15 protein-coding genes are annotated in these 15424 nt (G+C 42.6%); 5 read left to right on the forward strand and 10 right to left on the reverse strand.

All coding sequences use genetic code 11. The annotated features are described in order from the left end of the window. Positions 1–118: 118 nt before the first annotated feature. From folK to ADG81_RS05900, 6 genes are all read right to left on the reverse strand, one after another. Positions 119–931 (reverse strand): 2-amino-4-hydroxy-6-hydroxymethyldihydropteridine diphosphokinase, encoded by an 813-nt coding sequence (gene folK / locus ADG81_RS05875; RefSeq protein ID WP_049551192.1) that lies wholly within the window; start codon positions 929–931, stop codon positions 119–121. Positions 932–1089: 158 nt separating this feature from the next. Further along, positions 1090–1644, reverse strand: a complete 555-nt coding sequence (gene folE / locus ADG81_RS05880; protein ID WP_000380917.1) for a GTP cyclohydrolase I FolE — start codon at positions 1642–1644, stop codon at positions 1090–1092. Then, positions 1625–2947, reverse strand: a complete 1323-nt coding sequence (locus ADG81_RS05885) for a bifunctional folylpolyglutamate synthase/dihydrofolate synthase (protein WP_049551193.1) — start codon at positions 2945–2947, stop codon at positions 1625–1627. The genes folE and ADG81_RS05885 overlap by 20 nt, the downstream gene beginning before the upstream one ends. Before the next feature lies 1 nt (position 2948). After that, positions 2949–3923: a dihydropteroate synthase gene (gene folP / locus ADG81_RS05890; RefSeq protein ID WP_049551194.1), complete on the reverse strand. Its 975-nt coding sequence runs from the start codon at positions 3921–3923 to the stop codon at positions 2949–2951. A 93-nt stretch (positions 3924–4016) separates the two neighbouring features. Then, positions 4017–4724: a CPBP family intramembrane glutamic endopeptidase gene (locus tag ADG81_RS05895; RefSeq protein WP_049551195.1), complete on the reverse strand. Its 708-nt coding sequence runs from the start codon at positions 4722–4724 to the stop codon at positions 4017–4019. Between the two features lie 52 nt (positions 4725–4776). Next, positions 4777–6195 carry an NCS2 family permease gene (locus tag ADG81_RS05900; RefSeq protein ID WP_049551196.1) on the reverse strand — a complete coding sequence of 473 codons (1419 nt, stop codon included), beginning with the start codon at positions 6193–6195 and terminating at the stop codon, positions 4777–4779. Positions 6196–6384: 189 nt separating this feature from the next. On the opposite strand from ADG81_RS05900, the gene ADG81_RS05905 reads away from it, so the two are divergent. The 5 genes from ADG81_RS05905 to ADG81_RS05925 all read left to right on the forward strand — a co-directional run bounded on the left by ADG81_RS05905 (position 6385) and on the right by ADG81_RS05925 (position 11431). Beyond that, positions 6385–7197 (forward strand): Cof-type HAD-IIB family hydrolase, encoded by an 813-nt coding sequence (locus ADG81_RS05905; protein ID WP_049551197.1) that lies wholly within the window; start codon positions 6385–6387, stop codon positions 7195–7197. A gap of 224 nt (positions 7198–7421) precedes the next feature. After that, positions 7422–8441: an alcohol dehydrogenase AdhP gene (gene adhP / locus ADG81_RS05910; RefSeq protein WP_000649182.1), complete on the forward strand. Its 1020-nt coding sequence runs from the start codon at positions 7422–7424 to the stop codon at positions 8439–8441. A gap of 236 nt (positions 8442–8677) precedes the next feature. Further along, on the forward strand, positions 8678–9667 hold the full coding sequence (locus ADG81_RS05915) for a PTS sugar transporter subunit IIB (protein WP_000021970.1): 990 nt from the start codon (positions 8678–8680) through the stop codon (positions 9665–9667). Positions 9668–9692: 25 nt separating this feature from the next. After that, the gene (locus tag ADG81_RS05920) at positions 9693–10496 is read left to right on the forward strand and encodes a PTS mannose/fructose/sorbose transporter subunit IIC (protein ID WP_000022716.1); all 804 of its coding nucleotides are present in this window, start codon (positions 9693–9695) and stop codon (positions 10494–10496) included. A 23-nt stretch (positions 10497–10519) separates the two neighbouring features. After that, a complete protein-coding gene (locus tag ADG81_RS05925; protein WP_000136864.1) occupies positions 10520–11431 on the forward strand; it encodes a PTS system mannose/fructose/sorbose family transporter subunit IID in 912 nt (303 codons plus the stop codon). A 55-nt stretch (positions 11432–11486) separates the two neighbouring features. Here the strand turns inward: ADG81_RS05925 and pepC are convergent, their stop codons facing one another. The 4 genes from pepC to ADG81_RS05950 form a co-directional block, all read right to left on the reverse strand. Then, on the reverse strand, positions 11487–12821 hold the full coding sequence (pepC, locus tag ADG81_RS05930) for an aminopeptidase C (protein ID WP_020903069.1): 1335 nt from the start codon (positions 12819–12821) through the stop codon (positions 11487–11489). A 111-nt stretch (positions 12822–12932) separates the two neighbouring features. Next, complete coding sequence (locus ADG81_RS05940) at positions 12933–13655, reverse strand: pseudouridine synthase (RefSeq protein WP_049551199.1); 723 nt, start codon at positions 13653–13655, stop codon at positions 12933–12935. 267 nt (positions 13656–13922) lie between these two features. After that, positions 13923–14153, reverse strand: a complete 231-nt coding sequence (locus tag ADG81_RS05945; protein ID WP_000901572.1) for a GlsB/YeaQ/YmgE family stress response membrane protein — start codon at positions 14151–14153, stop codon at positions 13923–13925. Positions 14154–14162: 9 nt separating this feature from the next. Then, the gene (locus tag ADG81_RS05950; protein ID WP_049551200.1) at positions 14163–15404 is read right to left on the reverse strand and encodes an aminopeptidase; all 1242 of its coding nucleotides are present in this window, start codon (positions 15402–15404) and stop codon (positions 14163–14165) included. Between the last annotated feature and the right edge of the window lie 20 nt (positions 15405–15424).

A 15424-nucleotide genomic window follows, 5' to 3' on the forward strand; every position in this document is an offset into this window, starting at 1 on the left:
CTAGCCGCAAGCTGTACTTGAGTACGGTAAGGCGACGCTGACGTGGTTTGAATTGGATTTTCGAAGAGTATAAAAACTCTAGCCTTCAGTTACAAGCGACTGAAAACTAGAGTTTTTTCTATTGTTTCAAAGCATTATACAAGTTACGGATCGGTTGCTTTAATGTCGGATGGATAAAATGAGGCGCAATTTCTTGAAGAGATTCAAGGACAAAAAGGCGTTCCGCTATGTAAGGATGAGGCAAGATGAGGTCGTCTGTATAAATGACCTGGTCCTCCACAAAGAGCAAGTCCAAATCAATCAAACGAGGTCCCCAATGCACTTCTCTCACCCGTCCCATCTCTGACTCAATGGCTAACAAGGTCTCTAATAGAACTGGAGCGGGCAACCAGGTTTCAACCTCAACCACTTGATTAGCAAAGCTATCTTGCTCCACCCCCCCCCAAGGCTCCGTCGTCAAGACACTGGACTCTTTGAGAATATGGATACCTCGATTTCGCATTTTCTCAATGGCTTGTTTCAAGTTTGCTTGTTTATCTCCCATATTGCTTCCTAGGGCGATAAAGGCTCGTTGCTTGCGGCGATGAATGGTTACCGAGCAAGTATCTAGTGGCAAATGCACTGGCGCCCAAGGTTTTTTCAGTTCCAACTTCATTTCTTGGACAAGAGGATAAGCCTCAAAAGTACGTTCTACCAGTTTATAAGCTACCGTTTCAATTAAATCTTCACTCGTTTCCTGAAACCATGCCGTCCACTGCTGGCACAATTCTCCGTAATGGACAGAGGCTGTTAAATCCAAGTCTGTAGCCGCCTTGGTCATATCATAGGATAGGATGGCTGAAACGACAAACTTCTGCCCCAACTCTTTCTCACTAGGGAACAGACCATGGTAGGCAAAAATTTCCAAATCTTTAATCTGCAATTGATCCATAACTAGTCCTTTCTAGAAAAATCCGCTTCAAGCGGATTCTTTTTATACTCAATAAAAATCAAAGTGCAAACTAGGAAGCTAGCCGCAGGCTGCTCAAAACACTGTTTTGAGGTTGCAGATGGAAGCTGACGTGGTTTGAATTTGATTTTCGAAGAGTATTATAGTCCCATTAAACGATAAGCCTGATCTCGGAGGTCCTTATCTGTTTCAAATAGACCACGAGCTACTGTCGTCAAGGTTGCAGTTCCTGGTTTTCTGACACCACGCATACTCATACACATATGTTCCGCCTCAATAACAACAAAGGCTCCCTTAGCACCCAGATATTCCATCAAGGCATCGGCCACTTCGATATTCAAACGTTCTTGAATTTGTGGTTTCTTAGAATAAACTTCAACCGTACGGGCTAGCTTAGACAAACCTGCCACACGACCATCTGGAATGTAGGCAATGTGCGCTCTACCATAAAATGGCAGAAAGTGATGTTCACACATAGTGTGGAAAAAGATATCCTTTTCTACTACCATGTTGTCATCAATAATCTCAAAGGATTTTGACAAATGTTCCTCCGCTGTTTGACCAAGACCTGAAAAAATCTCTTGGTACATACGGGCTACACGAGCAGGCGTTTCCTGCAAACCCTCGCGGTTAGCGTCCTCTCCTACAGCCTCGATAATCATTTTTACAGCTGCTTCAATTTTTTGTGTATCCATTCTCGTTCTTCCTCTCCATCAGATAGGCTCTCACTTGGCTCAAGAAATACAAGGAACCCGTGACAATCCTAACTGTTTTTTTCTCTTCTTTTTTATCTGTCAATTTCTGCTCTAGAAAATCCTGCCACCCCTGGTAGCTGAGATTTCTAGACTTAGCTGCCTCTTTCAGCACGTTTTCATCAGTCGCCCGACTATCGTCAAAATGTGTCAGAGTAAGCTCGGTATCTGGTATTGTCCCCAGCAAGTCCAACATATCCTCCAAGGCCTTGGTTTTGATACAGGTAAAGAGGATTTCCTTACGATAATCCGCAAAGCGTTCTTGCAAGGTTGCTACTAAAGCCTTTATGGCATGAGGATTGTGGGCTCCATCCAAAATCAGCAAGGGATCTCTTGACACGATTTCCAAACGCCCTGGCCAACTTGTTTCTTCCAAGGCTTGAGCAAGCAAAGTATTAGCTGGTAACTCTCGACCCTCTTCTTGACAAAAAGTATCAAGTAAAGCTATGGCCATCCCAGCATTCTCTATCTGGTGCAAACCAAGCAGGCCAGTCTGGAAGCGACCTTGTCTGACAGCACTTGTATAGTCAAAGACTTCACCCGTTACCACACTCTCTTGGTGACTGACTTGATAATCTTTCCCATAGGCAAGTCTCGTCGCATCTTTCCCTTCCGCAATGCGGTCAATCACAGCCAGCGCTTCTAGAGCGATACGACCTGTCACCAAGGGAATACCTTGTTTGATAATACCAGCTTTCTGCTCTGCTATAGCTTCCAAGGTGTCACCAAGTAGGGCTACATGGTCCAATCCAATAGTCGTAATTCCTGTCAAAATGGGCTGACAGACATTGGTACTATCTAAAAGACCACCCATGCCGACTTCCATAATAGCCACATCTACTTGTTCTGAAGCAAAGTAGTCATAGGCTATGGCTGTGATAATCTCAAACTCGGTTGTGCCCTGTAAACTAGCGGCTGCTCCCCCCTCCAGCAAAGACTGATAGTCTGCCATGAAGGCTTCTAGCCTAGCTTCTGGGATAGATTCCCCATTGATGCTAATCTGGTCTGTATAATGAATGAGATAGGGCGAGCTGAAAACACCAACTCTCAGCTCCATCTTTTCTAGCATATTTTTCAAAAAAGCAATGGTCGAACCCTTGCCATTGGTCCCTCCGACATGGATGACCCTGAGTTTGAGATGGGGATTGCCACGCAAAGCTAACAGTTCCACCATTCGTTCCAAGCCAAAATGCGGTTGATCCGTCCGATAGTGGGCAATCCACTGATTGTTTTCGAATTCTTTCATCTTATTTATATTGTTTTAAATCTAGATTTTCCGCATCTTCAGCCAATCGGATGGCTGATGCAATTTCAACTGCCATCCTGTGACTAGCCACGTCATGCACGCGCACCACTTCTACACCCTGTCTTGTAGCAATACTAGTTACATGAGCCGAAGCCGTATCTCGATTGCGGAAACCAAGCTCTGTCTCAGGATCGACTTCGAAGCCATTTTCTTCAAGAATATTGATAATAAATCGCTTGCGCGATACTCCGAGAAAGATTGGATAGCCTTTCTGATGTAGTTTATCTAGGTCCCGTAAAAGAAGCAGATTTTCTTTCTTGGTCAGACCAAAGCCAATTCCTGGATCCAACAGGATATTTTCTTGTGCGATTCCAGCTTGATTCGCTCTCGCTAAGGCTCTGTCAAAGAAAGCCTCCATCAAGTCTTCGATTGGCAATGTTTCAAAGTCAGCTAACTCTTCCTCTGTAAAAGCTTGTCCAAAACCAAAATGAGGAAATATAAGCGAGCTAGGGTGCTGAGGTCGCGCCATGACTGGATTAAACATAATGACTACTTTCGCTCCAGCATTTGCAACCACATGGGCCATTTTTTCATCACCCATGAAACCAGTGATATCATTGACTAGATTGGCACCAGCAGCCAAAGCAGCCTCTGCTACCTGACTCTTCCAAGTATCAATAGAGATAAGGACATCACTTTCCTTGCGAATCGCTTTGATCACTGGAACAACACGCTGGATTTCCTCTTCTATCTCAACATAGCTGCTTCCCGGCCGAGTCGATTCTCCGCCGATATCTAGCATACTAGCACCTTCTGCTATCAATTTACGAGCCTGCTGGAGTGCTTGCTCAAGAGCAAAAAATTGACCACCGTCCGAAAAGGAGTCTGGGGTTACATTGATAATTCCGCAAATAGCTGTCTTTGCATGATTGGCTTTACTTGACATATCGGTCACTCCCTCAAGGCTTTTCATCATATCATTTCTCTATTTTACCATAAAAAGAAAAAGATGGACACGATTGCATTCATCTTTTTCCCAGTAGAAACAAGTAAGCAATTGTCAAAAATCTTAAACAGAAATCCCTAATGTCCGACTCAAAATCACCACGAGAGCCAGCAAACAGAAAGCAACCCCATTCACAATCATGTGAAGTAAGATAGACATTTCCAAACGTTGGGTCTTGTAAGCCGTCCAAGACAGAACGATCGACATACCTCCATAAATCAATAAAGAAGGTAAATTACTTGGTTGATGCAATAAAGCAAACACAATCGTACCGACTATAAATCCCAAGTTCTCTTTTCCTCGGAAAATCTTTTTAGGAACAATCCCACGGCACAAGATTTCCTCACAAATTGGAGCAAGCAAGGCCAACAAGAAGAAACTGGAAATCAGAGAACTATTCTGAACCATGTCGTTAATCTGAGACTGATTCCCTGTTGTCGTCTCATTTGATAGTTGCAATAAAATGGAACCAAGTATATTTGAACAGATAATGACTAAATAACTTAATCCCAAACGTGCCAAATCCTTCGCTCTAAAAAAAGAAAAATTAAAACTTGCTAACTGCGTTTTACGAGCTCCAATAATAAACAGCACCAGAATCACAATCGAAATACCAGAAACTATCAGTCCTGACTGCAACAGTGGTACTGCATTTAAAGTTAAAATAGCAGTAACCCCTATAGGAATCTGATATAAAATTGTCGCCAGAAAAAAGATTAACAGCCAACCTGCACGATTCAATAATTCTTTCCACATATTTTTCTCTTTCATCACCTATCTCCTTTGTATTAAAAAAGGGGGAAAATCCCCCTGGGTTATCCTATTATAAGGCCATGCTGATATAGTTAAGGATAAACAAGGCATCCAAAATCCAAATCATGACATGAACATCTTTAGCTTGACCTTTGACAAGCTTAGTCAAAGTGTAAGTCAAGAAACCAACTGCAATCCCTTGAGTGATAGAGTAGCTGAATCCCATAAAGATAGATGTGAAGAAGGCAGGAACCGCTTCAGCCATATCATCCCAATGGATATTTTTCAAGCTAGCCAACATCATAATTCCAACGATAATCAAGATTGGAGCTGTAGCAGCTGTTGGTACGATAGCTAGAAGTGGGCTAAAGAAGCTTGAGATTGCAAAACAGATTGCCACAACCAAGGCTGTCAAACCTGTACGTCCACCTGCACCAATACCAGCAGCAGACTCAACATAAGTCGTTACGTTTGAAGTACCAGCGATGGCACCAATTGAAGTACCAATCAAGTCTGAATAAAGAGCCTTGTCCAACTTAGCTGATTGATGATTTTCACCGTTTGTCGCTACGATACCAACTTTTTCACCCGTACCGATCAAGGTACCAATTGTGTCAAAAATATCTGTCAACGAGAAGGCAAGAATTGCCATAAGAGTTTCAGGTAAGCGAGCTGTATCTGAAATCAAAGCTCCCAAACCTTCTGAACCAAGAGCTGCACCAAAGACTGTCTTCAAGTCTTCAAAAGCTGCACCAACATGGTTATTAGCAAAATCGATACTAGACAAATCTACCAAACCAACTGCGATAGCAAGAACAGTTGTTGTCAAGATAGAGAGGATAATTCCCCCTTTAATCCCTTTGATAACAAAGAAGATTGTGATAGCAAGTCCTGCAAGAGCCACCAAAACAGCTGGATTATTAAAGCTGACCAAGCCTGGAACTGCTGAAGCATTTGCTGTAATCGCTGCTTGAGCTTTATCAGCCCCTTCTCCTGCAACCGTGTAATTTCCTGGATCGATAGAGAATTTCAAAAGTCCAGCATTCTTAATCCCCACGTAGGCAAGAAAGACACCGATACCAGCTGAAATAGCTGAACGAAGGGCGTTTGGAATCGATTCAATGATCATTTTACGAACATTTGTCAAGGTAATAATCAATGAGATAATTCCACAGATGAAGACCATAGCCAAGGCTTCTTGCCAAGAATAACCAAGTCCAAATACGACTGTGAAGGTAAAGAAGGCGTTAAGACCCATACCTGGTGCTTGGGCATAAGGTAAGTTAGCGTAGAAAGCCATCATCAAGGTACCTGCTACTGCACCAATAATCGTTGCGAGAAACACACCCTGAGCAGGCATTCCTGTTTGCGAAAGAATTTGTGGGTTTACAAAGAGAATATAGCTCATTGCAAAGAAAGTTGTTAAACCAGCGAGAACCTCTGTACGAACGTCTGTACCGTTCTCTTTTAGTTTAAATAATTTGTCCATTATCAATCTCCTTTTAATTTTTACGAACAATAATAGGATTATATCATTTATCATTCACTTTTTCAATATCTTTGTTTGATTTATTTAAGAATTTGATGAAATTTCTTTTTTGGTTTCGAATCTGCTTTTCTGCCTGCTTTTTGTTATAATAGTAGACATCTTATCTGGAAAGACACTAGAAAGGTTTATATGACGAAAAAAATTATTGCAGTTGACCTAGATGGAACCCTGCTCAACTCAGACAGTCAGATTTCTGACTTTACCAAAGAAACTATTAAAAAAGTTACTGAAAAAGGGCATCAGGTTATTATTACGACAGGTCGCCCTTACCGCATGTCAAAAGATTTCTACCGTGAATTAGGCTTAGACACTCCTATGATTAATTTCAACGGCTCCCTTACTCATTTACCAGACCAAGCTTGGGACTTTGAAAAGTGTTTGACCGTAGACAAAAAATATCTGCTCGATATGGTTCAACGTTCAGAGGACATTCAAGCTGATTTTATCGCTGGAGAATATCGTAAAAAATTCTACATTACAAATCCCAATGAAGAAATTGCCAATCCTAAACTATTTGGTGTAGAAGCCTTCCAGCCTGAAGATCAATTCCAGCCTGAGTTGGTAACCAAGGATCCTAACTGTATTCTGCTGCAGACCAGAGCCAGTGACAAATATGCCTTGGCAAAAGAAATGAACGCCTTCTACCAACATCAACTGTCTATCAATACCTGGGGTGGACCTCTCAATATCCTTGAATGTACCCCAAAAGGAGTCAATAAGGCTTTTGCTTTGGACTACTTGCTCAAAGTAATGAATCGTGATAAAAAGGATTTGATTGCCTTTGGAGATGAACACAATGATACCGAAATGCTAGCTTTTGCTAGTAAAGGTTATGCAATGAAAAATGCCAATCCAGAGCTGCTCCCTTACGCGGATGAGCAAATCGCCCTAACCAATGACCAAGATGGGGTTGCCAAAACCCTGCAAGACTTATTCTTATAGTCCATACTGACCAGCTTTCAAGCTGGTCTTTGTGCTTTTTTCACAGTCTTATCAACCGGTTAATCGATTATTCTACTTTTTGCCTCCAAGACCTTGGAAAAGGCTTTCTTTTGTGATATAATTCACATATAAATACAAGAGAGCTCGTCACACTCGACTCTGTTGACACAAAATCAATCCAGTCCCGTTGTCCCTGTTCTCGGCCAATATCAAGGAGGATAGCTATGAAAGCTGTTGTTGTAAATCCAGAAAGCACTGGTGTTGCTGTTGAAGAAAAAGTACTCCGTCCACTTGAAACTGGGGAAGCACTTGTAGAAATTGAATACTGTGGTGTTTGCCACACTGACCTCCACGTTGCCCATGGCGACTTCGGTCAGGTACCAGGACGTGTCCTAGGTCACGAAGGTGTTGGTATCGTTAAAGAAATTGCCCCAGATGTAAAAAGCCTTAAAGTCGGTGACCGCGTCAGCGTTGCTTGGTTCTTTGAAGGATGTGGCACTTGCGAATACTGTACTACTGGCCGTGAAACTCTTTGCCGTACAGTGAAAAATGCTGGCTACTCAGTAGATGGTGGTATGGCTGAACAATGTATTGTAACTGCAGACTATGCTGTCAAAGTTCCTGACGGACTTGATCCAGCCCAAGCTTCTTCTATCACATGTGCTGGTGTAACAACCTATAAAGCTATTAAAGAAGCCAAAGTTGAACCAGGCCAATGGGTTGTTCTTTACGGTGCTGGTGGACTTGGTAACCTAGCTGTTCAATACGCTAAAAAAGTATTCAATGCTCATGTCATCGCAGTTGATATCAATAACGACAAACTTGCCCTTGCAAAAGAGGTCGGTGCTGATATCGTTATTAACGGCCTAGAAGTTGATGATGTACCTGGACTCATCAAGGAAAAAACTGATGGTGGAGCTCATTCAGCTGTCGTAACTGCTGTATCTAAAGTTGCCTTCAATCAGGCTGTTGACTCAGTTCGTGCCGGTGGTCGCGTAGTCGCTGTTGGTCTTCCTTCTGAAATGATGGAACTAAGTATCGTAAAAACCGTTCTAGATGGAATCCAAGTCATCGGTTCTCTTGTTGGAACTCGTAAAGACTTGGAAGAAGCCTTCCAATTCGGTGCAGAAGGTTTGGTAGTTCCAGTTGTTCAAAAACGCCCAGTCGAAGATGCCGTAGCTATTTTCGACGAAATGGAAAAAGGTCAAATCCAAGGACGTATGGTACTCGACTTCACCCACTAATCTAATAAAAACCTATTTTAAAAGTTGGAATGCGCTTCCAACTTTTTTATATTAAATTTTTTAATAAGGATTCAAAAAAACTTCTCTAAAACTCAATATATCAATATTTTCAGATGTAATCTTTTTAATTATTTTATGATAAATAGTTGATTTTTAGATGAAAACGGTTTATACTTAAAAAGTCTTAAAGTTTTCTTAAAAGAAAACTGAAACAACAAAAAGGAGGAATGACAATAATGAGTATCGGAATCATTATTGCGAGCCACGGCGAATTTGCTGCTGGTATTCATCAGTCAGGATCTATGATCTTTGGTGAACAAGAAAAGGTTCAAGTTGTAACCTTTATGCCAAATGAAGGTCCTGATGATTTATACGCTAAGTTTAATAACGCTGTTGCTGCATTTGACGCAGAAGATGAGGTTCTAGTTTTGGCTGACCTTTGGAGTGGATCTCCATTCAACCAAGCTAGTCGCGTGATGGGAGAAAATCCTGAGCGTAAGTTTGCCATCATCACAGGACTTAACTTACCGATGTTAATTCAAGCCTACACAGAGCGCCTGATGGACGCTGCTGCAGGTGTAGAAAAAGTCGCTGCGAATATTATTAAAGAAGCCAAAGATGGCATCAAAGCTCTTCCAGAAGAGCTAAACCCAGTTGAGGAAGTAGCAAGCGCTGCAGCTGCTCCAGTTGCCCAAGCTGCTATTCCAGAAGGAACTGTCATCGGAGACGGTAAACTCAAAATCAACCTTGCCCGTCTAGACACTCGTTTACTTCACGGTCAGGTTGCAACTGCTTGGACTCCAGATTCAAAAGCAGACCGTATCATCGTTGCTTCAGATAACGTAGCTAAAGACGAATTACGTAAAGAATTGATTAAACAGGCAGCTCCAGGTAAAGTGAAAGCAAACGTTGTTCCTATCCAAAAACTAATCGACGTTGCAAAAGATCCTCGCTTCGGAGAAACACATGCCCTTATCTTGTTTGAAACACCTCAAGATGCCCTTCGTGCTATCGAAGGTGGCGTGCCAATCAAGACCCTTAACGTAGGATCAATGGCTCACTCAACTGGTAAAACAATGGTTAACAACGTTTTGTCTATGGATAAAGAAGACGTTGCTACATTTGAAAAAATGCGTGACCTTGGTGTTGAATTTGATGTACGTAAAGTACCAAACGACACCAAAAAAGATTTGTTTGACTTGATCAACAAAGCAAACGTGCAATAATCGATTTTATGAAAGGATTTTAAAGATGTCTATTATTTCTATGGTTTTAGTAGTCGTTGTAGCCTTCCTAGCAGGTCTTGAAGGTATCCTCGACCAGTTCCAATTCCATCAACCAATCGTAGCTTGTACCCTTATCGGTCTTGTTACTGGTAACCTTGAAGCAGGGATCATCCTTGGTGGTTCTCTTCAAATGATCGCCCTTGGTTGGGCTAACATCGGAGCTGCCGTAGCTCCTGACGCTGCTCTTGCTTCTGTTGCTGCTGCCATTATCATGGTTCTTGGTGGCGACTTTACTAAGACAGGTATCGGTGTTGCCCAAGCAGTTGCTATCCCTCTTGCAGTTGCTGGTCTATTCTTGACTATGATTGTCCGTACACTCTCTGTCGGATTGGTTCACACTGCTGATGCTTCTGCTAAAAAAGGTGACTTCAAAGCAGTTGAACGTGCTCACTTTGTCGCACTTCTTCTTCAAGGTCTTCGTATTGCAGTCCCTGCAGCACTCCTTCTAATGGTACCAACTGAAACCGTACAAAGCATTCTAAATGCTATGCCTGATTGGCTTAAAGATGGTATGGCTATCGGTGGTGGTATGGTCGTTGCCGTTGGTTACGCTATGGTTATCAACATGATGGCAACTCGTGAAGTATGGCCATTCTTCGCTATCGGTTTCGTGCTTGCTGCCGTGTCAGATATTACTCTAATCGGATTTGGTGCTATCGGTGTTGCTATCGCTCTTATCTACCTTCACCTTTCTAAAACTGGTGGAAATGGTGGCGGAGGAGCCGCAACTTCTAACGACCCAATCGGCGATATCCTAGAAGACTACTAAGATAAGAAAGGACTGAAAACATCATGACTGAAAAACTTCAATTAACTAAATCAGATCGTAAAAAAGTTTGGTGGCGTTCAACTTTCTTACAAGGTTCTTGGAACTATGAACGTATGCAAAACTTGGGTTGGGCTTACTCATTAATTCCAGCTCTTAAAAAACTCTACACTAAAAAAGAAGATCAAATCGCTGCTCTTGAACGCCATCTTGAGTTCTTCAACACTCACCCATACGTAGCCGCTCCAATCATGGGGGTTACTCTTGCACTTGAAGAAGAACGTGCTAACGGTGTTGAAATTGATGACGCTGCTATCCAAGGGGTTAAAATCGGTATGATGGGACCTCTTGCTGGTATCGGTGACCCAGTATTCTGGTTTACAGTACGCCCAATCCTTGGATCACTCGGTGCTTCACTTGCCCTTACTGGTAATATCTTAGGTCCAATCCTCTTCTTCGTTCTTTGGAACTTGATTCGTATGTCATTCTTGTGGTATACACAAGAGATTGGATACAAGGCTGGATCAGAAATCACTAAAGATATGTCTGGCGGTATCCTTCAAGACATCACTAAAGGAGCTTCTATCCTTGGTATGTTCATTCTTGCTGTCCTTGTTCAACGTTGGGTAAATATTAAATTTGCTTTCGATGTTGCCAAAGTTCAACTAGATGAAAAGGCTTATATCCATTGGGATAAATTGCCAGAAGGATCTAAAGGTATTCAAGAAGCATTCGCACAAGTAGGACAAGGATTGTCTCAAACACCTGAAAAAGTTACTACTTTCCAACAAAACTTGGATATGTTGATCCCTGGACTATCAGGACTACTCCTTACTCTCCTTTGCATGTACTTGCTTAAGAAAAAAGTATCTCCAATCACTATTATCCTTGCACTCTTCGCAGTGGGTATTGTGGCACATGTTCTTCACATCATGTAATCAAGCAACTTAAAAGGAATCAGGTTCTAAAATCTGATTCCTTTTTTCTATACTTTTATTCGGCTAAGGCACCCATTGGATCCCATGGTGCGAGTACAATTGGTTCTGCTTCATAGGCAGCTTGTTCTGCTGCTGTCAGCAATTCTTTACGGACAACGATTTGGTATGTGTATTCGTCCATCCAAGCGTCTGAGGCAACAAAGTAACCATCTGTACCGACCTTGTCTCCCCATGAGTTTTCAACCTTCCACTTGGTTGACTTGCCATTTTCGTCCAAATCAACACCTGTCAAGACCATGGCGTGGGTCATCAAGCTTTCACTGTAGTCCAGACGTCCAGCCTTGTCTTGAGTGAGTTTAATGTCCATGCTTGATTCAAAGTCATAAACATCTGTCGCAAGGATTCCAGCCTTACGGTTGCTGAGCTGGCCGACATCAGAACCAAACCAAACAGTCTCACCTGCTTGCATTTGAGCAATTGCCAACTCTTTCAAGCGCTCCATCGGCACGTTGATGTAACGAACCGCACGGCTACCAACCACATTTCCTAACATCTCAACTGTGTAAGATTGGCCGTAAGGCTTGTCAGCAGTTGGAGCATTGATAACAGAAACGTAGTCTTCTAGTGGAAGATTAACATATTTCTTGTAAAACTCTTGTGGTGTAATGCCCTTTTCACTTTGGTAGTTGTTATCCTTATCGCGATAAGCAAAGTCAAATGTACGTGGTGGAAGACCCAATGACATAGCAAGGAAGTTAAAAATTTCTTGCAAAAGATCTTCTTTCTTAGCTTGAACAGTCGCTTGGTCTGCGCCAGAAGCAAGCAAGTCACGCAAGATTTGAGCATCTTGACGAAGCAATTTGTTGAGAATGGCATTTAGCTCACGACTGCTGCTAGATGAAACAGACTCTGGATAAACAGACTTAGGAACGACACCATATTTCTCAAAGAGAGAAACAACCATATCCCATTGACCGCCATCTTGTTGTGGAGTTTGGAGTAGGAATTTAACCTTACGGCTCGTCAAATCTTGGTCTGCAGTCGCAATGACTTGCTCCAAGAACCAGTTGGATTTCTCATACTTGTCCCAGAAGAAGGTGTGGGCCTGTGACAACTCAAAATTTTCCAATTTATATTGTGAAATGAGTTTGTGGCGGAAGGTGTTGAGAGCCGCAAACATCCAGCAACGACCAGATGCTTTCTGGTTAGTAACCTTGTCCTTGGTCAAATCCAATGAGAAAACAGGGGTGTTGTCTACATGGCTTTGGCGACGTTCTAGGGCTGCAAAAATTCCGTTGTGGCTAGCAGCATTTTCAATCGCTTGGTATTTTACATTTGCTTCATAATTGGCAAATAGTTTATCAGTAAATGATTCTTGAATCGCGTTCATAGATTCCTCCTTTTATTCTACAGTCTATTATAACTCTTTTCACAAAGGAAGCAACTGAAAAACATAAAAGGCAAGGACTTTCTCCCTCACCTTTTTCGAATATAAACCAAACTAAGCAATACTTGCAAGGAGAACTTCTAATTCTTCCTTGGTCAAGCGACGCCATTCTCCTCGCTGCATGTTCTCATCCAATACTAGAGTTCCCATAGTCAAACGTTGCAAATCCACCACTTCCTTGCCACAGTAGGCCACCATACGCTTGACCTGATGAAACTTCCCTTCTGCAATAGTCACACGGATTTGACTCTGATTCTTTTCTGCATCTGTGGAAAGAATCTCCAGTCTAGCGGGTTGACAGGTAAAGTCTTTGAGCGGAATGCCCTTGGCAAATATCTCCACATCTTCTTGGGCCATAATTCCCTTGACCTGAGCCAAATAGGTCTTGTCCACATGACGCTTGGGCGAAAGAAGAGCATGAGCCAGCTGACCATTATTGGTCAAGAGTAAAAGACCATGCGTGTCAATATCCAAGCGCCCTACTGGGAAAACTTCCTTGCTCTGAGCAATAACATCCAGCAAGTCCAGAACTGTTCTGTGCTTAGGATCCTCAGTCGCTGAGATAACTCCTTTGGGCTTGTTCATCATGTAGTAGACAAACTCTTCATACTCCAACACTTGCCCATCAAAGCGAATCTCATCTCTTTCTTCATCAATCTGCAATTTAGCTGATTTTTCTTTTTTACTATTTACCGTCACGCGCCCAGCCTTGAGCAAGTTTTTGACCTCAGTCCGACTTCCCACAGCACAGGCAACTAAAAATTTATCTAATCTCATAGAACTATTATATCATATCAAAAGGAGGCTGTCTCAATGACCAACCTCCTTTTCATTTCATACTCTTCAAAAATCTCTTCAAACCGCGTCAACGTCGCCTTGCAGTATATATGTTACTGACTTCGTCAGTTCTATCTGCAACCTCAAAACAGTGTTTTGAGCTGACTTCGTCAGTTATATCTACAACCTCAAAACAGTGCTTTGAGCAACCTGCGGCTAGTTTCGTAGTTTGCTCTGTGATTTTCATTGAGTATCAGATTTAAGAAATTAACTTCCTCGTCTCCAGAAAATCGCTAAGACAATCATGGAACCTAGTACTGCCGGAATAATGGCAGTTCCTGCTATTATCGGTCCCCAAGTCCCAAAAAGCAAATGGCCTATAAAGGCACCAATCCAGCCTAGAAACATTTTTCCAAAACATCCCATTCGTTCTCCACGATTGGTCAGAGTACCTGCTAAAAATCCCACTAGGAGACCAACGAACATACTTCCTAACATATTATCTCCTTAATTTGCCCAATTCCCATTACGGAAAAGAGGTACTCGCGTTCCATCCTCACGGATACCATCGATATCCATTTGACTAGACCCAATCATAAAGTCCACGTGAACATCTGAACGGTTAAGCCCTGCAGCTTCAAGCTCTTCTTCACTCATCTCTGCTCCACCAACTACGCTAGTCGCATAGGCTGCACCGATAGCCAAGTGGTTTGATGCATTTTCATCGAAAAGGGTGTTAAAGAAGGTAATGCCTGACTGAGAAATTGGGCTTGGATCTGGCACCAAGGCACATTCACCTAAGGCACGCGCACCCGCATTTTCAAAGACAAGGTCTTTCATGACCTGATCACCCTTCTCAGCAGTGATATCTACGATTTGTCCATCCTTAAAGGTTACCTTAATACCTTCAATGATATTTCCGTTATAGCTAAGCGGTTTTGTAGAAGTGACATAACCATCTGCACGACGAAAGTCAGGCGCTGTGAAGACTTCCTCTGTCGGCATATTTGGCAAGAATCCTTCGCCCTGTGCATTGATAGCCCCAGCTGATTCCCAAACGTGGTTCTTCGGCAAACCAAGTGTTAAATCTGTCCCTGGCGCTGTGTAGTGAAGGGCTGAAAATTGTTCTTTATTAAGCATATCTGCCTTACTCTTAAGGATAGCTGCATGCTCTTCCCAAGCCTTAACAGGATCTGCTTCGTAGACACGACAAGTTTTGAAGATTTGGTCCCAAAGGAGATCGACTGCTTCTTCGTCGCTCGCAGCATTTGGAAAGACTTTCTTAGCCCACTCAAGTCCAGCAGCGGCTGCCACAGTCCAGCTAACCTTGTTGGATTGAGTTGCGATACGCATTGGCTTCATAGCAAGTCCCATAGCTTTAGCAGAAGCTGATAGCTTGTCAGCATCCACTCCGTTCAAGGCACCTGGATCAGATGAACGAACTCCAAGACGGCTAGCCTTGTTCTCCAAAAGATAGTTCATCTCAGCAATCTTATATTCTGGCACATTATCCAGACGCTCCATCGGAGCATGGAGGAATTTCTCACGGTTAATAACATCATCTGTCCACTGAACGATAACCTCATGCGCACCCAAGGCATAAGCTTCTTTGACGATTAGATGCGCCAACTCACGTTGCTCCACATCGATAGAGAGAGCCAAAGTGTGACCAGGTTGCACGTTAATTCCGTTCGCAACCAACAATTTCGCATATTTTTCTAGATTTTCTTTAAAATTTGGTAAAACCATGTTGTTTTCTCTTTTCTATT

The sequence above is a fragment of the Streptococcus pseudopneumoniae genome (assembly GCF_001070815.1).
Taxonomy (GTDB): Bacteria; Bacillota; Bacilli; order Lactobacillales; family Streptococcaceae; genus Streptococcus; species Streptococcus pseudopneumoniae_P.